19 protein-coding genes are annotated in these 21,929 nt (G+C 63.6%); 9 read left to right on the top strand and 10 right to left on the bottom strand.

Annotated elements, in window-relative coordinates; all coding sequences use genetic code 11:
- Window positions 1-31: 31 nt before the first annotated feature.
- Window positions 32-1,465, bottom strand: a complete 1,434-nt coding sequence (puuE, locus tag NKH17_RS27825; RefSeq protein ID WP_352807451.1) for an allantoinase PuuE — start codon at window positions 1,463-1,465, stop codon at window positions 32-34.
- A 173-nt stretch (window positions 1,466-1,638) separates the two neighbouring features.
- Here puuE and uraH point away from each other — a divergent pair, with 173 nt between their 5' ends.
- The 4 genes from uraH to xdhC all read left to right on the top strand — a co-directional run bounded on the left by uraH (window position 1,639) and on the right by xdhC (window position 6,890).
- Window positions 1,639-2,013 carry a hydroxyisourate hydrolase gene (gene uraH, locus NKH17_RS27820; RefSeq protein WP_254816013.1) on the top strand — a complete coding sequence of 125 codons (375 nt, stop codon included), beginning with the start codon at window positions 1,639-1,641 and terminating at the stop codon, window positions 2,011-2,013.
- A gap of 1 nt (window position 2,014) precedes the next feature.
- Complete coding sequence (xdhA, locus tag NKH17_RS27815; protein ID WP_352900332.1) at window positions 2,015-3,496, top strand: xanthine dehydrogenase small subunit; 1,482 nt, start codon at window positions 2,015-2,017, stop codon at window positions 3,494-3,496.
- Complete coding sequence (xdhB, locus tag NKH17_RS27810) at window positions 3,496-5,847, top strand: xanthine dehydrogenase molybdopterin binding subunit (protein ID WP_352900329.1); 2,352 nt, start codon at window positions 3,496-3,498, stop codon at window positions 5,845-5,847. Before xdhA ends, xdhB begins: the two co-directional genes overlap by 1 nt.
- Before the next feature lie 62 nt (window positions 5,848-5,909).
- Window positions 5,910-6,890 (top strand): xanthine dehydrogenase accessory protein XdhC, encoded by a 981-nt coding sequence (gene xdhC, locus NKH17_RS27805; protein ID WP_352900365.1) that lies wholly within the window; start codon window positions 5,910-5,912, stop codon window positions 6,888-6,890.
- Between the two features lie 8 nt (window positions 6,891-6,898).
- Here xdhC and dps read toward each other — a convergent pair whose 3' ends face one another.
- The 4 genes from dps to NKH17_RS27785 all read right to left on the bottom strand — a co-directional run bounded on the left by dps (window position 6,899) and on the right by NKH17_RS27785 (window position 10,792).
- Window positions 6,899-7,387 (bottom strand): DNA starvation/stationary phase protection protein Dps, encoded by a 489-nt coding sequence (dps, locus tag NKH17_RS27800; RefSeq protein ID WP_023676226.1) that lies wholly within the window; start codon window positions 7,385-7,387, stop codon window positions 6,899-6,901.
- Window positions 7,388-7,532: 145 nt separating this feature from the next.
- Window positions 7,533-8,786: an LLM class flavin-dependent oxidoreductase gene (locus NKH17_RS27795; RefSeq protein ID WP_352900326.1), complete on the bottom strand. Its 1,254-nt coding sequence runs from the start codon at window positions 8,784-8,786 to the stop codon at window positions 7,533-7,535.
- The gene (locus NKH17_RS27790; RefSeq protein WP_352480067.1) at window positions 8,783-9,796 is read right to left on the bottom strand and encodes an LLM class flavin-dependent oxidoreductase; all 1,014 of its coding nucleotides are present in this window, start codon (window positions 9,794-9,796) and stop codon (window positions 8,783-8,785) included. The genes NKH17_RS27795 and NKH17_RS27790 overlap by 4 nt, the downstream gene beginning before the upstream one ends.
- Before the next feature lie 75 nt (window positions 9,797-9,871).
- The gene (locus tag NKH17_RS27785) at window positions 9,872-10,792 is read right to left on the bottom strand and encodes a LysR family transcriptional regulator (protein ID WP_352480068.1); all 921 of its coding nucleotides are present in this window, start codon (window positions 10,790-10,792) and stop codon (window positions 9,872-9,874) included.
- Between the two features lie 139 nt (window positions 10,793-10,931).
- Between NKH17_RS27785 and NKH17_RS27780 the strand changes: the two genes are divergently transcribed.
- The 4 genes from NKH17_RS27780 to NKH17_RS27765 all read left to right on the top strand — a co-directional run bounded on the left by NKH17_RS27780 (window position 10,932) and on the right by NKH17_RS27765 (window position 15,304).
- A complete protein-coding gene (locus NKH17_RS27780; protein ID WP_352480069.1) occupies window positions 10,932-12,149 on the top strand; it encodes a urate hydroxylase PuuD in 1,218 nt (405 codons plus the stop codon).
- A gap of 1 nt (window position 12,150) precedes the next feature.
- Window positions 12,151-13,464: a guanine deaminase gene (gene guaD / locus NKH17_RS27775; RefSeq protein WP_352900321.1), complete on the top strand. Its 1,314-nt coding sequence runs from the start codon at window positions 12,151-12,153 to the stop codon at window positions 13,462-13,464.
- Between the two features lie 74 nt (window positions 13,465-13,538).
- Entirely contained in the window at window positions 13,539-14,042 is a 504-nt protein-coding gene (locus tag NKH17_RS27770; protein WP_352800659.1) for a heme-degrading domain-containing protein, read from the top strand.
- Window positions 14,039-15,304, top strand: a complete 1,266-nt coding sequence (locus NKH17_RS27765; RefSeq protein WP_352800657.1) for a glycerate kinase type-2 family protein — start codon at window positions 14,039-14,041, stop codon at window positions 15,302-15,304. Before NKH17_RS27770 ends, NKH17_RS27765 begins: the two co-directional genes overlap by 4 nt.
- 1 nt (window position 15,305) lies before the next feature.
- Here NKH17_RS27765 and NKH17_RS27760 read toward each other — a convergent pair whose 3' ends face one another.
- The 3 genes from NKH17_RS27760 to NKH17_RS27750 form a co-directional block, all read right to left on the bottom strand.
- A complete protein-coding gene (locus NKH17_RS27760) occupies window positions 15,306-16,028 on the bottom strand; it encodes a UdgX family uracil-DNA binding protein (protein ID WP_352900363.1) in 723 nt (240 codons plus the stop codon).
- An 86-nt stretch (window positions 16,029-16,114) separates the two neighbouring features.
- Entirely contained in the window at window positions 16,115-17,536 is a 1,422-nt protein-coding gene (locus NKH17_RS27755; protein WP_352900318.1) for a glutamine synthetase family protein, read from the bottom strand.
- Between the two features lie 14 nt (window positions 17,537-17,550).
- Window positions 17,551-18,933: an aspartate aminotransferase family protein gene (locus NKH17_RS27750; protein WP_352900315.1), complete on the bottom strand. Its 1,383-nt coding sequence runs from the start codon at window positions 18,931-18,933 to the stop codon at window positions 17,551-17,553.
- 158 nt (window positions 18,934-19,091) lie between these two features.
- Here NKH17_RS27750 and NKH17_RS27745 point away from each other — a divergent pair, with 158 nt between their 5' ends.
- Entirely contained in the window at window positions 19,092-19,547 is a 456-nt protein-coding gene (locus tag NKH17_RS27745; protein ID WP_302893581.1) for a hypothetical protein, read from the top strand.
- A gap of 8 nt (window positions 19,548-19,555) precedes the next feature.
- Here the strand turns inward: NKH17_RS27745 and NKH17_RS27740 are convergent, their stop codons facing one another.
- On the bottom strand, window positions 19,556-20,530 hold the full coding sequence (locus NKH17_RS27740) for a WD40 repeat domain-containing protein (protein WP_352900312.1): 975 nt from the start codon (window positions 20,528-20,530) through the stop codon (window positions 19,556-19,558).
- 152 nt (window positions 20,531-20,682) lie between these two features.
- Window positions 20,683-21,750, bottom strand: a complete 1,068-nt coding sequence (locus NKH17_RS27735; RefSeq protein ID WP_352900310.1) for a CobW family GTP-binding protein — start codon at window positions 21,748-21,750, stop codon at window positions 20,683-20,685.
- Window positions 21,751-21,929: the final 179 nt, after the last annotated feature.

The raw sequence follows: 21,929 nt of genomic DNA, 5'->3' as shown, positions 1-21,929 counted from the left end.
GAAGCCAGGGCCTATCGCGGCAGCCAAAGCCCTATTGCGGAAGCATGTCCTTGAGACGGAGCAGCGCGATGCGCTCGACCTGTCTGCAGGCGGTTTCGAATTCGACGTCGTGGCTGTTGCCGATACGCGCTTCGAACTCGGCCAGGATCTCCGCCTTGGTCCTGCCTTTCACCGCGATGATGAAGGGGAAACCGAAGCTGGTGACGTAGGCGGCATTGAGTTTTGCGAACAGCTCGCGCTCCTTCTCGGTCAGCGCGTCGAGCCCTGCCGAAGCTTGCTCCTTGGCCGATTCGTCCGTCAACCTTCTAGCCTGCGCCAGTTTTCCGGCAAGATCGGGGTGGGCATTGAGCACGGAAAGCCGCTCGGCCTCGCTTGCTGCGCGAAACACGCGGCAGAGCGCATTGTGCAGGCCGCCGGCACTGTCATGGGCCGGGCCGAGCTCCAGCCCATAAGCGCGCTCGGCAACCCACGGCGAATGCTCGAACACGCCGCCGAATGTGTGGACAAAGGCCTCGAATTCCATTTTCGACGGGCGCAGCGCCGGCAACCGGAACGGATGCGTCTCCTGCCAATGTTTTGCAATGTCGATGCGCCGTGCCAGCCAGACCTTGTCGTGTGATTTGACGTAGTCGATGAAGCGCTTCAGTGCCGCGACCCGGCCCGGCCGTCCAACCAGACGGCAGTGCAGGCCGATATTCATCATGCGCGGCCGGCCTGCCTTGCCCTCGGCATAAAGCGTATCGAAACTATCCCTGAGATAGGCAAAGAACTGGTCGCCCGAATTGAAGCCCTGCGGCGTGGCAAAGCGCATGTCGTTGGCGTCGAGCGTGTAGGGGATGACCAACTGCGGCTTCGCCGACCCGTCCGGTGTCACATGCTCGAACCAGTAGGGCAGTTCGTCGTCATATGTGTCCGACACATAGTCGAAGCCGCCCTCTTCCGCCGCCAGCCGCACCGTATTGATCGAGGTGCGGCCGGTATACCAGCCGGTCGGCCGCGCCCCTGTGACCTCATAATGCAGCCGGATCGCCGCCTCCATGTCGCGGCGCTCGTCTTCCGGGGTATGGTCGCGGTAGTCGATCCATTTCAGCCCGTGCGAAGCGATCTCCCAGCCGGCCTCCTGCATCGCCGCAACCTGATCGGGCGAACGCGCCAGGGCCGCGGCCACGCCATAGCAGGTGATCGGCACCTGTGCCTCGCTGAACAGGCGCAGCAATCGCCAGAAGCCGGCTCGGGCGCCGTATTCGTAGATCGATTCCATGTTCCAGTGGCGCTGGCCGGGCCAGGGCGCGGCGCCGACGATCTCGGACAGGAAGGCTTCCGAAGCCTTGTCGCCGTGCAGGACGCAATTCTCGCCGCCCTCTTCGTAATTGACGACGAACTGCACCGCGACATGCGCCCCGCCGGGCCATTTCGGATCCGGCGGATTGGCTCCGTAGCCGCGCATGTCTCGTTCGTAACGCATTCTCGCTCCTGCCGGAAATTGTGATCAGGATAGTCCAAAGGAGTGCCTGCGCATTCCCCCGAAATTTTTGAAAGTGTTTTTGTCGCGCTCCGCTCGACCGGGACTTATGCATCGCCTTTAATTGGCGCACAATTCATGAATAGTGTTCGACCGTTCAGGGAATGGAGCAGCCAGTGGCGGAAACGTCGAAAGCCGAAGGCGGGCGCCTGACGACCCATGTCCTCGACACGGCGGCCGGCAAACCGGCGGCCGGTCTGTCGATCGAGCTCTATCATCTTGACGGGCAGGCCCGGACGCATCTGAAAACGGTTGTCACCAATGATGACGGCCGCTGCGATGCTCCACTGCTTGCCGGCGCGGAATTCCGCACCGGCGAATACGAGCTGGTCTTTGCGGCCGGCGATTATCTGCGCGGGCAAGGGACAAAACTGGCGGAACCGGCCTTCCTCGACCATGTGCCGATCCGCTTCGGTATGGCCGAGCCGATGCACTATCATGTGCCGCTGCTTCTGTCGCCGTACGGCTATTCGACCTACCGGGGAAGCTGAGATGGCCGGGATCAAGACACGCAACGAAATCCGCTTCATCCTCAATGGCGAGGACGTCGCGCTCGGCACGGTTGCACCCGACCAGACCCTGCTCGACTGGCTGCGGCTCGACCGCTCGCTGCGCGGCACCAAGGAAGGCTGCGCCGAGGGCGACTGCGGCGCCTGCACGCTGCTGGTCGGCAGGCTCTCGGCCGGCAGACTGGTCTATGAAAGCGTCAATGCCTGCATCCGCTTCCTTGGCTCGCTAGACGGCACGCATGTCGTGACCGTCGAGCATCTGCGCGGCGGCGCAGGAAAGCTGCACCCCGTGCAGCAGGCGATGGTTGATTTCCACGGCTCGCAATGCGGCTTCTGCACGCCGGGATTCGTCATGTCGCTTTATGCGCTGTGGATGCGGTCGCCGGAGCCGTCGGACGCGGCAATAGAAAAGGCGCTGCAGGGCAATCTCTGCCGCTGCACCGGCTACGAGGCGATCATGCGCGCCGCACGTGCCATCTCAAGCTACGGCAAGGCGGCAAAGGATCCGCTGGCGGCGGAGCGCAAGGCAGTTACGGCCAAGCTCGAAGCGATGAAGGACGGTTCGCGCATCGAGATCGGCTCCGGCAACAAGCGGCTGATCGTGCCGGCCAATGCCGACGATCTGGCCAGCGTGCTGGTCAAGGAGCCGGGCGCCACCATCGTCGCGGGTTCGACCGATGTCGGCCTTTGGGTGACCAAGCACATGCGCGATATTGCGCCGGCGATTTTCATCGGCAATCTCGATGGCCTGTGCGGGATTTCCGAGGACAAGGGCGTCATCTCGATCGGCGCCGGTGTCACCTATAGCGAGGCCTCCTCGACGCTGGCGAAACGCATCCCGGCGCTGGGCCCGCTGTTCGATCGCATCGGCGGCGATCAGGTGCGCAACATGGGCACCGTCGGCGGCAATATCGCCAACGGTTCGCCGATCGGCGACACGCCGCCGCCGCTGATCGCACTCGGTGCCCGCCTGACGCTGCGCCGCGGCGACAAGCGGCGGACGATCCCGCTCGAGGATTTCTTCATCGCTTATGGCCGACAGGACCGGCAGCCCGGCGAATTCGTCGAGGCCGTGCATGTCCCGGTGCCGGCCGGCGAGACGAAATTTGCCGTCTACAAGATCACCAAGCGCCGCGACGAAGACATCACAGCAGCGCTGGGCGCGTTTTTCCTGAAGCTCGCCGAGGATGGCACGGTGGCGGATGTGCGCATCGCCTATGGCGGCATGGCGGCAACGCCGAAGCGCGCCTTTGGCGTCGAAAAGGCATTGCTGGGCAGGCCCTGGACGGAAGCGACGGTCGAGGCGGCGATGGCCGCGTACGCCGGCGATTTCACCCCGCTGACCGACATGCGGGCAAGCGCCGAATACCGGGCGCTGGCGGCACGCAACCTGCTGCTGCGCTTCTTTGCCGAAACCACCGGCACCCGGGCGCCGATCCAGGTATCACGGCACGAGGCGGCATGATGAACAAGCACGCCACGCCAAACCTGAAGGCGCAAAAAATCGCCGGCGGCGTCGCCACTGACCAGCGCCATGATTCCGCGCACAAGCATGTCAGTGGCACGGCCGTTTACATCGACGACATGCCGGAACCGGCCGGCACGCTGCACGGCTGCCTTGGGCTTTCGACGGCGACGCATGCCACCATCACCAGCATGGATCTTTCGGCGGTACGCGCCGCACCCGGCGTCGTCGATGTGCTGACGGCGAGCGACGTGCCAGGCGAGAACGACATTTCGCCGACCGGCCGTCACGACGAGCCGGTGCTGGCCGACGGCAAGGTGCAATTTTTCGGTCAGCCGATCTTCTGTGTCATCGCTGAAACCCGCGAGCAGGCGCGCCGCGCGACAAGGCTGGCCAAGGTCGAATACGAGGAATTGCCGTTCGTCGCCGATATCGGCGAGCTCAATCCCGGGAAAGACAAGCTGGTCACGCCGCCGCTGACGCTGAAGCGCGGTGACGCAGCGGCTGCGATCAATGCGGCGCCGCGCCGGCTGAAGGGAAAAATGCGCATTGGCGGCCAGGAGCATTTCTATCTCGAAGGCCATATCGCCGTGGCCATCCCTGGCGAGGACCACGACGTCACCATCTATTCCTCGACCCAGCACCCGAGCGAAATCCAGCACATGGTCAGCCATGCGCTCGGTGTTCCGAGCCACGCCGTGACGGTGGAAATCCGCCGGATGGGCGGCGCTTTCGGCGGTAAGGAAACGCAAGGCAATCAGTTTGCGGCATTGGCCGCTATCGCCGCGAAGAAACATCATCGGGCCGTGAAAATCCGGCCCGACCGCGACGACGACATGATAGCCACCGGCAAACGCCACGATTTCCTCGTCGACTACGAGGTCGGCTTCGACGACGAGGGCAATATTCTGGGCGTAGATTTCATGTTCGCGGCGCGCTGCGGCTTCTCGGCCGACCTCTCCGGCCCGGTCACCGACCGCGCGCTGTTCCATTGCGACAACACCTATTTCTGGCCGGCGGTGCACGCGCAATCGGCGCCGCTTTACACCAATACGGTATCGAACACCGCCTTTCGCGGCTTCGGCGGCCCGCAAGGCATGGTCGGCGCCGAGCGCGTCATCGACGAAGTCGCGTTTGCCGTCGGCAAGGACCCGCTCGAAATCCGCAAGAAGAACTTGTACGGCACCTCAGACCGCAACATCACGCCCTACCACCAGACGGTCGAGGACAACATCATCCACCGCATAGTCGCCGAGCTGGAGGCGAGTTCCAATTATGCGAGGCGCCGCCGCACCATCGATGCTTTCAATGCCAACAGCCGCTTCATCAAGCGCGGACTGGCGCTGACGCCGGTCAAGTTCGGCATCTCGTTCACCGCCACCCATTACAACCAGGCCGGCGCGCTGGTGCATGTCTATACCGACGGTTCGGTGCATCTGAACCACGGCGGGACCGAGATGGGGCAGGGCCTCTATGTCAAGGTGGCGCAGGTTGTGGCGGAAGAGTTCCAGATCGACCTCGATCAGGTCAAGATCACCGCGACGACGACCGGCAAGGTGCCGAATACCTCGGCCACCGCCGCGTCTTCCGGCTCCGATCTCAACGGCATGGCGGCGCAGAATGCCGCCCGCCAGATCAAGGACCGGTTGACCAATTTTGCCGTCGAGAGATACCAGGTGCCGCGCGACCAGGTGCTGTTCCTGCCCAACCGCGTGCGCATCGGCAACCAGGAGATCGCCTTCGCCGATCTCGTCAGGCAGGCCTATATGGCGCGCATCCAGCTTTCGGCGGCGGGTTTCTACAAGACGCCGAAAATCCATTGGGACCGCGACAAGGGCGAGGGCCGGCCCTTCTACTATTTCGCCTATGGCGCCGCGTGCTCGGAAGTCTCTGTCGACACGCTGACCGGCGAATATATCGTCGAGCGTACCGACATCCTGCACGAAACCGGCCGCTCGCTGAACCGCGCCATCGACCTCGGCCAGATCGAGGGCGGCTTCATCCAGGGCATGGGCTGGCTGACAACGGAGGAACTGTGGTGGGACGACAAGGGGCGGCTGCGCACCCATGCGCCATCGACCTACAAGATCCCGCTAGCGTCGGACCGGCCGAAGATTTTTAATGTGATTTTGGCCGACTGGGCGCAAGCAGGCGAGCCGACGGTGTACCGCTCTAAGGCGGTCGGCGAGCCGCCCTTTCCGCTCGCAATGTCGGTGCTGCATGCGCTGTCGGACGCAGTGGCGAGCGTTGCCGGCCACAAGATCTGCCCACGCCTCGACCCGCCGGCCACGCCGGAGCGTGTGCTGATGGCGATCGAACGGCTGAACCGGGAAGCCAAGACCGGCACTTGAATCCCGGAAACGTGCAATTCAGGCCGAAAAACTCTATATTTCCCGATAGGGAACACGAAATGATGAACGCGAAAGTGCAGAGCCTGAAAGCCTTTCTTGCCGGCGCCGGCCGGGTCGCCTTCGTTGAGGTGGCCGGGACAAAAGGTTCGACGCCGCGCGAGACGGGTGCCTTCATGCTCGTCTCAGGATCGGCCACTTTCGGCACGATCGGCGGCGGCCAGCTCGAATACATGGCGATCGACAAAGCGCGGCAGATGCTTTTCTCCCCCCTTGAGGAGGAGATGGCCGCGGAGCGGCCAGAGGGGGTCGTCTCAGAAGGCACCGCCGGTGCGTCGAGCACTGCCGCAGCGACCCCACCCGGCGGCTTCCCCGCCACCCTCCCCTCAAGGGGGAGGGATACCCTCGACATCGCGCTCGGCCCGGAGATCGGGCAGTGCTGCGGCGGCAGGGTCGAGCTGCTGATCCAGCTGGTCGACCCGGCGCTTGAAGCCAAGCTGGTTGCGGCGGCGGAAGCCGAGGAAGCGCAGCTACCGCATGTCTACATCCTCGGCGGCGGCCATGTCGGCCAAGCGCTGGCCTCGGCGATGGCCTTGCTGCCGGTGCATATCGTCGTTGTCGAGACGCGAGCCGAGGCGCTCAAAGGCATGCCGGAAGCAGTCGAAACCAAGCTGACGCCGATGCCTGAGGCGATGGTGCGCGAAGCCCCGGCTGGATCGGCCTTCGTCGTCCTCACCCATGACCATGCGCTGGACTTCCTGATCGTTGCCGAGGCTCTGAAACGCCGGGATGCCGCCTATGTCGGCATGATCGGCTCCAGAACCAAGAAGGCGACGTTCCGGAACTGGTTCCTGAAATCGGCGGACGGAAGCGAGGCGGAATTTGCCCGCCTCGTCTCGCCGATCGGCGGCGATGCCGTTAAGGACAAGCGCCCGCAGGTGATCGCCGCACTCGCCGTAGCCGAGATTATGACGGCGTTGGCCGGCCATGCGGCGGCACCGTCCGCTCAGTCCAAAACCCCTCGCCGCAAGGCGATGGCCGGCTGACGTTTTGGCTATTCCTTCTCCTGCGTGTGCGCCTCAAGGAACCACAGCAATTTGTCGAGCGAGCGTGAATAGGCGGTGAAGATGTCGGCGGTGTCGGCATCGCCCGCGCCAGCCGCCTCGTCGATCGCCGCGCGTGCCCGCTTGGCGGTTGCGGCATAGCGGTCGATCAGCGCCGCCAGATGATCCCGGGTCTTGTGGATGTCGGTCGGATAGGCCTCGAGCATAGTCGCCTTCGACACCTCTTGCGATGTGCCGAGCGCCGTCCCGCCGAGTTGTACGGCGCGCTCGGCGATGGTGTCGACATGGCCGTCGATCTCCTCGCGGAACGTGTCGAGCATCTCGTGGATGGCGATGAATTGCGGTCCCTTGACGTTCCAGTGCGCCTGCTTGGTGATCAAGGCCAGATCGATGGCGTCGGCGAGGCGGGCATTGAGAAGATCGATACACTCTTTCTTGGCATTGGATTGCAGGTCGTTGCGGGTGGCGATGGCATCCATGATCGGCTCCTGTGGCGGTTGCGTCCGCTTGGTTTTAAAAGGGCGAAGTTTGTGGAAGGTCAATCGAACATGCGCGCAGACGCCCTCATCGCCGCGCGGCACAGCATCCCAAACGGCGATCTCCGACTTTCGTTCCGCTCGTCGTTTACGCCGGCCTTTTCAAGCCCAGATGGTCGCGCAGCGTGCTGCCTTCATAATCCGTACGGAATAGCCCGCGCCGCTGCAGCTCCGGCACGACTAGTGTGGCAAAGGCATCGAGTTGGCCGGGAAAATAGGATGGCATGACGTGGAAACCGTCCGCCGCGCCGCCCTCGAAGCGTGCTTCGAGCTCGTCGGCGATCTGGGCGGGCGTTCCGACGACGCGCCAATGGCCGCGCGCGCCGGCGAAATGACGGGCAAGCTGGCGAATGGACAGATTGTCGCGGCGTGATTGCTCGATGACGAGCGCCTGCCGGCTCTGCATGCCTTCGCTGGCCGGCAGCTCGGGCAGCGGTCCGTCGATGGGATAGCGCGCGAGATCGGATATGCTGAGATAGCTGGAAAGCAGCGCGACACCGACATCGTCCGGTATCAGCTCCTGCAGTTCATCATGTTTTGCCCGGGCTTCCGCTTCGCTTGCCGCGACGACCGGCGCGACGCCGGGCATGATCTTGACGTCCTCCGGCTCGCGCCCATGGGCTGCCAGCCGTCCCTTGAGGTCGTCGTAGAAGGCCTTTGCCTCCTCGAATGTTTGCGCCGCAGTGAACACCACATCGGCGGTCCGGGCGGCGAGATCGCGGCCCTCATCCGACGCTCCCGCCTGGACCATAACCGGTGCACCTTGTGGCGAGCGCGACAGATCGAGCGGGTCACGCACCGAAAAACTTCTGCCTTCGTGTCCATCCTGGCCTTGCCAAAGGCCAGCAACCACGGCAGCGAATTCGCGCGCGCGTTCGTAGCGGTCCGCATGTGGGCGCAGTCCGGTCGAGCCGAAATTGGCGGCCTCGATCTGGCTGGCCGAAGTGACAAGGTTCCAGCCGGCTCGGCCGCCGCTCAGATGGTCGAGCGACAGGAAGGTTCGCGCCAGCCCGTAAGGCTCGTTATAGCTCGTCGACGCCGTTGAGACGAGGCCGATGCGCTCCGTCTGCACCGCGAGCGCCGCAAGCAGGCTGATCGGCTCGAAGCCGATCGAGCGCGACGTTTGGCTGGCGATGTTGACATTGGCCTCGCGCACGCCGGCGGCGTCCTCGCAGAAGATCATGTCGAACTTTGCCGCTTCCGCCGTCCGCGCCAGCTGGATGTAATGATCGATGTCGATACCGGCCGTGACATGCGCCTGCGGATGGCGCCAGGCGGCGATGTGGTGGCCTGTCGCCCACAGGAAGGCGCCGAGCTTCATCTGGCCCCGACCGGCGCTCATTGCCGATCCTCCCCTGCAAGCCCGAGATGGGCGCGCAGTGTCGCCGCGCTGTAGCCGGACCGGACAAGGCCGCGGCGGCGAAGCTCCGGCAGCACGAGACCGACGAAATCGTCGAGCGCCGATGTGAACGGCATGGCGATGTTGAAACCGTCGCAGGCTTTCGAGCGAAAGCACTCTTCGAGCCTGTCCGCAAACAGGTCCGGCGCGGCGGTTATTTCGGCGCTGCCGGTAACGTTCATCAGCACTTTCAGCGCCTCCGGCCTGCGCCCGGAGGCAAGCGCACGGCGCTTCAGATCGCCAGCCTTCGCCGGCTCGATCGATGGCGCATCCAGCAGGACGACATCGGCGGTGCGGGCGGCAACATCCATGGCCGGCTCGGACAGGCCGGACATGACCAGCACCGGCGCGTCCTGCGGCGACCGCGCTACGTTGAGCGGCCCGCGCACGGAAAAATATTCCCCCTTGTGGTCGAGAAGGTGCATCTTCTCGGGATCGAAGAAGCGGCCGGCAACTTTGTCGAACAGCAGCGCGTCCGCGTCCCAGCCTTTCCACAAACCTTGCACGATGCCGATGAATTCCTCTGCGCGCAGGCGGAAATCGTCGCCGGAAAAGCCTTCCGGCCGGCTGAAATTGGCCGCCTCGCGCGGTTCGGGCGTCATGCTCGCGTTCCAGCCGGCGCGACCATGGCTGATAATATCGAGCGAGGCGAAACGACGCGCGAGATTGTAGGGCTGATGGGCGACCGTCGACGCTGCCGCGACGAGGCCGATCCTGCTTGTCACCGTAGCCAGCGCTGCCAGCAAGGTCGTCGCTTCGAAGCGCATTTGCCGGTTCGGCCCACTTGCAACCGGCGCGGAATCGCCGAGCAACACCATGTCCAGGCCGGCCGCTTCGGCTTCTTGCACGAACCGCGCCAGCAGACTGAAGTCCGGGCCGGCGCCGGGCGGATGGGAAGGAGCGGCTTCCGGAGACAGTGAAACGGCGAGACACATTGTGGCGCCGTCGGCCATCGCTTTTCCCTGTTGAGCGAGATTCCTTGGGAATTATCTCGTCGGCTGGACGGAAAGAAACCGGCCAGCCGGCTATCATTTGCCGGCCAGAATATCCCGGATCAGCCGCTGGCAGCGCTCGGCCATGAAATCGAGCAGCAGCCGCACCTTCGGATCCTGCAGCTTTTTGTGTGGGTAGACGGCGGCAAACTGCACCGGCGTCGGCGGCGTATTGCTCAGGATCACCTTCAGCCGCTGGTCGCGGATAAACGGCTCGACCTCGAAGCGCGGCTTGTTGATGATGCCGCGGCCGGACAGCGCCCAGCCGGTCAGCACGTCGCCATCATCGGTATCGTAAGGGCCGTGCACCTCGAACTTTTGCGGGCCGTTCGGCGTCTGCAGCGTCCAGACATATTCACGCGCGCCGGAATAGCGCAGCATCAGGCAATCGTGTTTCTTGCCGATCAACTCCTGCGGCTCGCTCGGCTCGCCGCGCACTTCCAGATATTGCGGGGCCGCCACCAGCACGCGCTCGCATTCCATAATGCCGCGCATCCTCAGGCTGGAATCCTCGATGATGCCCAGCCGGAAGGCAACGTCGATGCCTTCCTTCATGATATCGACATTGTGATCGGAAAGCCGGAGTCGTACCTCGATATCGGGGTACCTGTCGTGGAAATCCGGGATGCCGGATGCTACCAGCCGCCGCCCGAGGCCGAGCGGCGCTGTCACCTTTATGGTGCCGCGCGGCTGGCCGGATAATGCGCTGACCGCCGCTTCCGCCTCGGTGACCGCCTCCAGCACCTGCTTGGCGCCGGAGTAGAACACCGTGCCGTGCTCGGTCGGCATCAACTGCCGCGTCGTACGGTTGAACAGCCTGACGCCCAGGTGCTTCTCGAGCTCCTTGATCCGGTTGGAAGCGACCGCCGGCGAAATGCGCATGTCGCGCCCAGCCGCCGACAAATTGCCGAGCTCGACGACACGGACGAAAACGGCGATGTTATCGAGATAGGCCATGCGGCTTTCGTGGCTCTCATGTGGCTGCGTATGATCAGCCTAGTATTTTCCAATTTTTTTTGAAAGTCATCGTGCGTCTCGGCCCTTTCCGTTTGCGCTCCAACCCGTAAAGTCAGCCGATCGGCAGGGACGATTTTTCATGATGGATTTCGCGATATTCTGGGATTGGCTGAGTTTCGCCGTGCGCTGGCTGCACGTCGTCACCGGCATCGCCTGGATTGGATCGTCCTTTTATTTCGTCGCGCTCGACCTCGGGCTGCGCCAGCGTCCGGGCATGCCTGCCGGAGCCTTCGGCGAGGAATGGCAGGTGCATGGCGGCGGCTTCTACCACGTGCAGAAATATCTGGTGGCGCCGGCCGAAATGCCCGAGCACCTGACCTGGTTCAAATGGGAATCCTACGCCACCTGGCTGTCGGGCTTCGCCATGCTGTGCGTCGTCTACTATGCCGGGGCGGACCTGTTCCTGATCGATCCGAATGTGCTTGCCATGTCGGTGCCTGCAGGCATCTTGCTGTCGTTGGCGACGATCGGCGTCGGCTGGGTGGTCTACGATCTCTTGTGCCGTTCGCCGCTTGGCAACAGCGACACCGGCCTGATGCTGGTGCTCTACGGCGTGCTGGTGTTCATCGCCTGGGGCCTGACCCACCTGTTCACCGGCCGCGCCGCTTTCCTGCATCTTGGCGCCATCACCGCGACGATCATGTCGGCCAACGTTTTCATGGTCATCATCCCCAACCAGAAGATCGTAGTCGCCGACCTGATCGCCGGCCGTAAGCCCGATCCGAAATACGGCAAGATCGCCAAACAGCGCTCGCTGCACAACAACTACCTTACGCTGCCGGTTTTGTTCCTGATGCTGTCGAACCATTATCCGCTGGCGTTCGGCACAGAGTTCAACTGGGTCATTGCCTCGCTGGTGTTCATCATCGGCGTGCTGATCCGGCACTATTTCAACACCAGGCATGCGCGCAAAGGCAATCCGACCTGGACCTGGCTGGCCGCCGCCGTCCTGTTCGTCGTCATCATCTGGCTGTCGACGGCACCGAAGCTGCTGACCGGCGAGGTCAAAACGTCCTCGGCGGCACAGGTCTACGTCGCCTCGGCGCATTTTCCCGCCGTGCGTGATACGGTGCTTGGCCGCTGTTCGATGTGCCATGCGGCGGAGCCGTCCTACGAGGGCATTTACCACGCGCCCAAGGGCGTGATGCTCGATACCGATGCCGGCATCGCCGAGCACGCCGGCGAGATCTACCTGCAGGCCGGACGCAGCCACGCCATGCCGCCCGCCAACGTCACCCAGATCACCGACAAGGAACGGGCACTGCTGGTAGCCTGGTTCGAAGGCGCGGGGAAATAGCATGACCAGCACGCTCCTGCGCGGCCGCACGCTGTCGTTTTTGCGCTGGCCAGAAACTGTCGACGACCATTCCGCCTGGCGCTACGAGCAAGATGGCGGCTTGCTGATGCGCGACGGAAGGATCGTTGCCGCTGGCGCCTATGCCGAAGTCCAGAGAAAGGCGGGCGAGGGAACAAAAAAGATCGACCATAGGCCACATCTGCTGCTGCCCGGGTTCATCGATGCGCACGCGCATTTTCCGCAGATGCAGGTCATCGCTTCCTTCGGCGCCGAGCTGCTCGACTGGCTGAACACCTACACCTTTCCGGAAGAGACCAAATTCCAGAACGCCCAGCATGGCCGCCGTATCGCCAGGCTGTTCCTGGATGAAGTGTTGCGCCACGGCACGACGACTGTCGCAGCCTATTGCTCGGTGCACAAGGAATCTGCCGAAGCGTTCTTTGCCGAGTCGCATGACCGCAACATGCTCAATATCGCTGGCAAGGTGATGATGGACCGCAACGCGCCGGAAGGCGTGCTCGACACGCCGCAATCGGGTTATGACGACAGCAAGGCGTTGATCGAGGAGTGGCACGGCAAGGGGCGCCAGCACTATGCCATCACCCCGCGCTTCGCCATCACCTCGTCGCCCGAGCAATTGGAGATGGCGGGCGCGCTCTGCCGCGAATATCCTGATCTGCACATGCAGACGCATTTGTCGGAAAACCATGCCGAGATCGCCTTCACGCAGCAGCTTCATCCGCAGGCGCGCGACTATACCGATGTCTATGAGCATTACGGGCTGCTCCGCCGAAGAAGCCTGTTCGGCCATTGCATCCATCTCTCGGAACGCGAGGCGGACGCACTTTCCGATAGCGGCTCGGTGGCGGTGTTCTGCCCGACCTCCAACCTGTTTCTCGGCTCGGGCCTTTTCGATTATCAGCGCTATCGCCGCCGCGAGAAGCCGCTTCGCATCGCCGCCGCCACCGATGTCGGCGGTGGCACCAACTATTCGATGCTGCGCACCATGGACGAGGGCTACAAGGTGATCGCGCTGAACGGCGAGAAGCTCAATCCGTTCCAGTCGTTCTGGCAATTGACCCGCGGCAATGCCGAGGCGCTGTCGCTTGCGGAAAAGATCGGCACCCTCGAGGAAGGCAGCGACGCAGATATCGTCGTGCTCGACGCCCGCGCCACGCCGGCGATGCGGCTGCGGGTGGAGACGGCGGACACGCTCGCCGAGGAATTGTTTCTGCTGCAGACGCTCGGCGACGACCGCGCCGTGCGCGAGGTCTATGTCGCCGGCCGCGCGGCCAAGACGGACATGGCGGTTTAGCTGTCGCATGCGACCGGCTTGACCGTGCGGCAGCCATCCGGCAAAGCGTGCGGCGAAGTTGACAGGGGAACGACATGGCCGTTGCGGACGACATCGCTCTGATCAAGAAACAGGAAGCCACGCTTGTCTTTTCGGGCTTCGATGAAGCCGTCGCTTTCGAGATCGGCTCGGCGATCCGCGACCGGGCTCTCAAGGAAAACCTGCCGATCATCGTCGATATCAGAACCTTCGACCGGCCGCTGTTCTATGCGGCGATGCCCGGCTCGAACGCTTCCAATCCGGATTGGGCGCGGCGCAAGATCAACGTGGTGCGGCGGTTCCTGAAAAGCACCTACCGCATGGTGCTGGAGCAGCAGCGCCCCGACCGCAGCTTCAAGCCAGGCGAGGGACTGGATATTGCCGACTACGTGCTGGCCGGCGGCGGCTTTCCCATCTCTGTCAAGGGCGCCGGCGTCATCGGCGTGATCGCCGTCTCCGGCCTGCCGGAGCGTGAGGACCATGGCGTGGTCGTCGATGCGCTGTGTGAGCATCTCCGCATCGACGCGCGCGAGCTGGCATTGCCGGCGGAAGCAAAATGACAGAGGTAGACCCCAAGTCCTTTCTCATTTCGATCTTCAACGCCGCCGTTGCCGCCGCCGATCCCCAGAGGACGATCAAGGATCATCTGCCGGCAAGGCCGAAGGGCCGCACGGTCGTCATCGGTGCAGGAAAAGGCTCGGCGCAGATGGCGGCGGCTTTCGAGAAAGTGTGGGACGGGCCGATCGAAGGGCTGGTCGTCACCCGCTACGGCTATGGCGCGACCTGCCGGCGCATCGAGATCATCGAGGCGGCGCATCCGGTGCCGGATGCCGCAGGGCTCGAAGCTTCCCGGCGGCTGCTCGAAAAAGTCCAGGGACTGACTGCGGACGACCTCGTCGTGGCGCTCATTTCGGGCGGCGGCTCGGCGCTGCTGCCGTCACCTGCCGAAGGCTTGACGCTGGCCGACGAGATCGCCGTCAGCGAGGCGCTGCTCGCCTCCGGCGCGCCGATCGCCGCGATGAACACCATCCGCAAACATCTTTCCACGATCAAGGGCGGCAGGCTGGCGGCCGCCGCATATCCAGCCAAGGTGGTCTCGCTGGTTGTTTCTGACATTCCGGGCGACGATCCGGCTCTGGTCGCTTCTGGTCCGACCGTACCGGATATAGGCAGTCGTAAGGACGCATTGGCGTCGATCGCTGCCTATGGCATGAACCTGCCGGTTTCGGTCATGGCGCATATCAATTCGCCGGCGGCCGATGCGCCACGACCGGACGACCCGCGTTTTATCCGCAACGAGGTGCATCTGATCGCTTCCGCCGGCGTCTCGCTGGAAGCCGCAGCGGCCGAAGCGAAGCGCCAAGGCATTCAGGCGGTCATTCTCTCCGATTCCATCGAGGGCGAAGCGCGTGAGGTCGGCGGCGTCCACGCCGCGATCGCGCGCGAAGTGGCGACGCGCAACCGGCCGTTTGCAAAGCCGGTTCTGATCCTGTCCGGCGGCGAGACGACTGTGACCTTGCGCGCAAAAGGCAAAGGCGGCCGCAACTCGGAATTCCTGCTCGCCTTCGCCATTGGCATCAGCGGCATGGTCGGCGTGCACGCACTGGCCGCCGACACCGACGGCATAGACGGTTCGGAAGACAATGCCGGCGCCTTCGCCGACGGCTCGACGGTGTCGCGGATGCGTAAGGCGGGCGTCGATGCCAAGGCCATGCTTGCCGGCAACAACGCCTGGACGGCATTCAATGTCGTAGATGACCTTTTCGTATCCGGTCCGACCGGCACAAACGTCAACGATTTCCGGGCGATATTGATCAAATAGCTCAGGCGGCCATCAGCTTTTTCACCGCTCTCATATCCTGCAGGAACCGGTCGCGTTCTGCCTGCTTATCCGCCGGCTCGCGAATGCGCAGGATGAAGGACGGGTGGATGGTGACGAAGACACGCAAGCCATCGTCGCGCTCCACCACCGCCCCGCGCATCTTCATGATCGGCACCACCTTGCCGAGCAGCGCCTGCGCCGCCGTTGCGCCGAGCGCTACCGCCAAATTGGGCTTGATCAGATCGATCTCCTTGTCGAGCCACCAGCGGCAAGCCTGCACCTCGCCGGCGTTGGGCTTCGAGTGGATGCGCCGCTTGCCGCGCGGCTCGAACTTGAAATGCTTGACGGCGTTGGTGACGTAGACTTTCAGCCGATCGACGCCCGCATCGTCCAGGATCGCGTCGAACACCTTGCCGGCCGGGCCGACGAAAGGCTTGCCCGCCAGATCCTCCTGGTCGCCCGGCTGTTCGCCGACGAAGATCACCTTGGCTTTATCAGGGCCTTCACCGAACACCGTCTGCGTGGCGTCGTGCCATAGCGGACAGCGGCGGCAGATCTTGGCCGTTTCGCGCAGTTCAGGAATCGTTCTGGCGTCGATTTCTGTCGTTTCCGGAGACTTGCTTGCAGGCAAGCTTCTTGCCTGCACCTTGGCATGGTCCGGCGTCGGGGTTGTCTGCATCCTGGCGATCATGACTAAGGCGGCCTTGTTCGCTCCTGCAATCAGACACGCAATGAGCAAAGCCCGCCGAAGGTTCCGCTGAAATTATTCCGCATGGGCCTTCGACGGCGGATGGCCGACGATGTGATGCCCTACACCTCGTGCAGATAGAGGTGATAATCCAGTTCGCTGACCGTGCGCGCGACGCGCAGATATTCCGATTGCTTGATCGCCACGAACGTCCGGTGCAGATCTTCGCCCAATGCGCCCTTGAGGAAACTCGACGCCCTTGCCGCCTCGATCGCGGCACGCCAGTCGACCGGCATCGTCGTGCGCGTGACAGCCGATTCGTACCCATTGCCGGTGGTTTCGGGACCGGGATCGAGGCCTTCGTCAAGGCCTTTGACGATGCCTGCCAGCACCGTGGCTGCCACCAGGTAAGGATTCGCGTCGACGCCCGACGGCCGGTGCTCGATGCGCCGATTTTTTGCGTTGCCAGCCGGCACACGCAGTGCCACCGAACGGTTGTTGACGCCCCAGGTCGGCGCCACCGGCGCATAGGATTGCGAGACGAAGCGCCGCCACGAGTTGGCGTGCGGCGCAAAGACCAGCATCGATTCCGCCATCGTCTGGATCAGTCCGCCGAGGCCGCGCAGCAGAGGCAGCGACCAGCTTTCACCGCCGGTTTCGGCAAAGACATTCTTGCCGGCATCGTCCAGCAGCGAGACATGAAAATGCATGCCCGAGCCGGCATATTTCTCGATCGGCTTGGCCATGAAGCAAGCGGTGACACCATGACGGCGCGCCTGCGCCCGCACCAGACGCTTGAGCATGACGAGATCGTCAGCCGCCCGCATCACATCCTTGCGGTAGTTGAGCGTCAATTCGTACTGGCCCGGCGCATATTCGGAAATGACCGTCTCGGCCGGGATGCCTTGCACCTTGGCTGCAGCATAGATGTCGGAAAACAGCGGCTCCATGCCGTGCAGATGATCGACGGAATAGACCTCCGTCTTGGCCGAGCGGCGTCCGTCGAGCACCGCGTGCGCCGGCTGCACCTTGCCTTCGGCATCGCGCTCGTTGGCGAGCAGGAAGAATTCGAGCTCGAAGGCGCCGGCCGGATGCAGGCCCTTGGCCGCGAGGATCTCCACCTGCCGCGCCAGTGCCAGCCGCGGGTCGGACGACATCGGCTGGCCGTCGAGATGGTACATCGCCATCAGCACCTGGCCGCGCGGCGGCTGGGTGCCGAACAGCGGCACCAGTGTGCCGGGGATCGGCCACGCCCGCAGGTCGCCGTCGCCGGTCGTCCAGATCAGCCCGGTCTCGTGAACATCCTCGCCGGTGATGTCGAGGCCGAGGATCGAGATCGGCATGTGCCGGCCACCCTCGAAGATGCTCATCAACTCATGACGACGCACGATCTTGCCGCGCCCGACGCCATTGGCGTCGGTCAGCACGATGTCGAACGCTTCGATCTCGGGGTGAGCGTCGAGAAAGGCCTGCGCCTCGGCGGGCGTCGAGCCCGAAGGGGATGTCGTGACCAGGTTCAAACTTTGCTTAGGCGCTTGTTTCATGCCGCAAGCTTGTCTCACGCCGTAAGCTTTGCCGCAACTGCGCCGAAGGCAGTGATCAGCCGGTTCACCTGGGCGGCGCTGGTCGCAGGAGAGATCAGCATCATGTTGTGGAAGGGTGCGATCAGCACGCCGCGATTGACCAGCGCGACATGGACTGCCGCTTCGAGCTCCGGTGCATGCGCAGCTTCCGCCTCGCCGCCATTCCTCAGCGGGCCCGGCGCGCAGATGAACTCGACGCGGGCGCCGACACGTGAGACATGCCAGGGCAGCCGGTAGCGGTCGATGACGGCGGTCAGTCCGGCGTCGAGCCGCCGCGCCAGATGATCCATCTGGCCGTAGGCCTCGTCGGTCATCACCTCTTCCAATGCGGCGCGCATCGCCGCGAATTGCAGCGGATTGCCCGACAGTGTCGTGCCCATGCCCGAATAGCCCGGCTCCTTCACCCTGTTAAAGGCGGCATAGCGGGTCGCGACGTCCTCGCTTATCCCCCACACACTGGCCGGCACGCCGCCGGCGATCGGCTTGCCGAGCACGAACAGATCAGGCTCCAGCCCGAATTTCCTCGTATAGCCGCCGGGACCGGTCGAGATGGTATGCGTCTCGTCGATTAGCAGCAGCGTGCCGGTCGCACGAGTAAGACGCCGCAACCCATCATGGAAGCCGGGCTCGGGCAGCACCATGCAGGAGTTGGTCAGCACCGGCTCGGTGATGACGCAGGCGATTTGTCGGTCCCGGAGTGCGGCGCCCAGCGCTGAAAGATCGTTGAACTCGACGACATCAGCTGCCCTGGTCAGGTCGCGGAACTCGCCGGCCAATCCCGGCCGGTTGACCGGTCTGCCGTCGATCAGCCGCACCATAGTCTCGTCGACCGAGCCGTGATAGCAGCCGTTGAAGACCAGGATCTTCTCGCGGCCGGTGACGGCGCGGGCAATCCGCAGCGCAAAGCGGTTGGCGTCGGTCGCCGTCGTTGCGATCTGCCAGAAAGGCAGGCCGAAGCGCTGTTGCAGCAGCGGTCCGATGGGCAGTGCGTCTTCGCTGGGCAGCATATAGGTCAGGCCGCGTCCGGCCTGCCGGCGGATGGCGCGGGCGACCGGCGGCGGCGAATGGCCGAACATCGAGCCGGTGTCGCCAAGACAGAAATCGTCCAGTCGGTTGCCGTCGATGTCGGTGATCGTGGCGCCCCTGGCGCTGTCGACCAGAATCGGGAAAGGCGTCGGCCAGTCGTTCATCCAGTGCATCGGCACGCCGCCGAAGAAGCCGGGCAAGCCATTGCCGATTATGGCCATCGATTTCGGCCGCGCCTGGCGGAAGACTTCTGCCTCGGTCTCGTACAACTCGGCGATCCGGGCCGGGCCGATGCCGCCGATAGAAGTCTTTGCATGGTCGATGACGTTCATGGCGGCCCCTCTCAGTTGCAGTTTAGACAATCGGCATCCGCCACCGCAATTGGCCGGGCGGCTGCCCTGTGTTGGGTCAGCGGTCATTTAAATGGAAACAGGCGCTTGACCGCGAGCCGCCTTCGGGCGCCAATGGTACTTCGGCCGGAGGGGACAAGATGGTGCGGGCGATCGTCTGCGCAGCAACGCTGCTGTCGTCGGTTGGTGCGGCTCTGGCGTCGGGCGGCATCTGGTGTTCCGCCGAGGATGCAGCCGTCAAATTTCAGGTCGGTGCCGGGGTCACCAGAGGCATGGGCGGGCCGACCTTCAATTTTAGCGGCGAGCTCGAAATTCTGGGCAGGCCGGCTGCCGACAGTCTGCGCAAGACGGTGTTCGGGGATCAGAACCTCACGCAATATTGGCTCGACAACAAGGAACTGCGGCTGCTTGTCTACCACGAACGGCAGGTCGAAAACGCCTATGGCTATGTCGAACTGGCGATCCTGACCAAGGCCAGCGACGAAGGCGTCTATGACGGCCGCTATTTGCTCTCAATCTATGATGTTACGGCTGATGCCGAAAAGGACGGCAAACCGGATGAATTGACCGGCAAAGTATCTTGCGGAGCCGAGTAAGTAACAGGCTACGCCGAAATATCGATGACGCCGCAGTCACCCGCAGCGCTGCCAAAGGCGACGCGGCGCTCTTGCCTGTCCCACATCATCGAGGTGACGGCGCCCTTGCCCGGCCGGCGCAACAGCACTTCCCTGGCGTCCGCGAAGCGCACCGCCATCACCATGCCGTCATCATAGCCGACAGCAACGACGTCCTGGCTCGGGTGACAGGCGACGGAGGTGACCATCGCATTGCCGCGCGTGCCGAGTTCCAGCGGCGCCTTGCCCATCGGCCCGTCCTTGCCCGAAAACGGCCAGACGATCGCCGCCGGCGCGCCGGAACTCGCCAGCCATTTGCCCTTGGCGCTCCACGACAGGCTTTTGACCTTGCCGGGGTAGCCGGACATGCGCATGTGCTTGCCGTCGGCGAGCTTCCAGCCATGCAGCGCGTTTTCCTGCATGGTGGTGACGACGAAGTCGCCGTCCGGCGAGAAGGTGATGCCGGTGTGGGCACCGGCCCATTCGAGTTCGACCGGCTTGCCGTCGGCGGCCGGGAAATGCAGCGTCGCGCCATTGTAGCGGGCGACGCCGAAGCGCATGCCCTTGGGCGAGAAGGCCAGCCCCTCGACCGAGCGCGGATGCGAGAATTCCCTGGTTTTGCCGTCGGCAAAGCGCACATAGGCAATCTTGCCCGAAGCATAGGCAACAGCGCCTTGCGGCCCGGCGGCGACGCTGGTGATCCATTTTTTGCCTGCGGTCGCCAATTCCGCGGTATTGCCGCCAGCGGTCACGGCAAAGATCCTGCCGTCCTCACCACCGGTGATCAGCCGGTCGTTCGCCGCATCATGGAAGGCGGCGAGCATCCCGTCATTGGCCTGCACCGTCTTGTGGCCGTGGTCGAGCCGATGGATTGTGCCGTCAGCCAGCGCAAAGTGCGGCACGTCGCCGAGGAACACGGCGGCGAGGCAGTGGCCTTCGAGATCGAGCGGGGCGACTGTGGGCATGAGAGATAATTCCGTCCGAGGTTTCTGCTGCCTCACCCTTAAGGGGTTGAGCTGCCCGTCTCAACCCGTGCTTCGGATCGTCGTGGCTAGAGAGCGCCAGCGTTGCGGCTGCCCCTCCTCCCACAAGGGGGAGAAGGAAGAAGGTAGCTAAATCAAGCGGCCTGACAGGCCTCGAAGCTTGTCTTCAGCCGCTCGGCATCGAGTTCGCGACCGATGAACACCAGCCGGCTCTCGTGCTTCTCGCCGTCCTTCCAGGCGCGCTGGTGGTCGCCCTCGATGATCATGTGCACGCCCTGGATGACATAGCGCTCGTCATCGCCTTTCAGCGCAATGATCCCTTTCAGCCGCAGGATGTTCGGGCCTTCCATCTGGGTGACCTTCTCGATCCACGGGAAGAACTTTTTCGGGTCCATCTCGCCACCGCGCAGCGACACCGACTGCACGGTCACGTCATGGATGTCGGAAGGGTGCGCATGATGATGGCCGTCATGATCGTGGTGATCATGGCCGTCGTGATCGTGGTGGTGGTGGTCATGATCATGATCATGATGGTCGTGATCGTCATGCGCCTCGAGGAAGTGCGGATCGTTCTCCAGCGCCCGGGACAGGTCGAAGGCACCGCGATCCAGCACCTCGGACAGCGCCACGCTGGCGCGCATGGTGCGATGGATGCGTGCCGCCGGGTTGATGGCGCGGATCGTTGCCTCAACCTTGCTCAGCTCTTCAGGGGTGACGAGATCGGTCTTGTTGAGCACGACGACGTCGGCAAAGGCGATCTGGTCCTCGGCCTCGCGGGAATCCTTGAGGCGCAGCGGCAAGTGCTTGGCGTCGACCAGCGCCACCACCGCATCGAGCCTGGTCTTGGAACGCACATCGTCGTCCATGAAGAAGGTTTGCGCCACCGGCACGGGATCGGCGAGGCCTGTGGTCTCGACGACGATGGCGTCGAAGCGGCCGGGTCTGCGCATCAGGCCTTCGACGACGCGGATCAGGTCGCCGCGCACGGTGCAGCAGATGCAGCCGTTGTTCATCTCGTAGATTTCCTCGTCGGATTCCACGATCAGCTCGTTGTCGATGCCGATTTCGCCGAATTCATTGACGATGACCGCGTAGCGCTTGCCATGGTTTTCCGAAAGGATGCGGTTGAGCAGTGTCGTCTTGCCGGCGCCAAGATAGCCGGTGAGGACGGTTACGGGGATCTGCGTCTGTGCGTCGCTCATAATGTGCCTCGAATAGGGATTGTCGGCTCCATATAGGATGTGTGCTCGGCTTTTGCACGAGCCAAACCGGTGGACCAAAGAGAGGCTGGTATTGCCGAACTTTCCTCAAATTGCCGAACTTTCATTGGCGCGGGTTGGCGGTGGGCTTAGATAGGCAAAGGTCATTCACGAGGGCTGTT

Source organism: Mesorhizobium sp. M1334 (genome assembly GCF_040317995.1).
Taxonomy (GTDB): domain Bacteria; phylum Pseudomonadota; class Alphaproteobacteria; order Rhizobiales; family Rhizobiaceae; genus Mesorhizobium.
The sequence above is the reverse complement of the archived record's forward strand: the minus strand, read 5'-3'. Positions and strand labels throughout refer to the sequence as shown.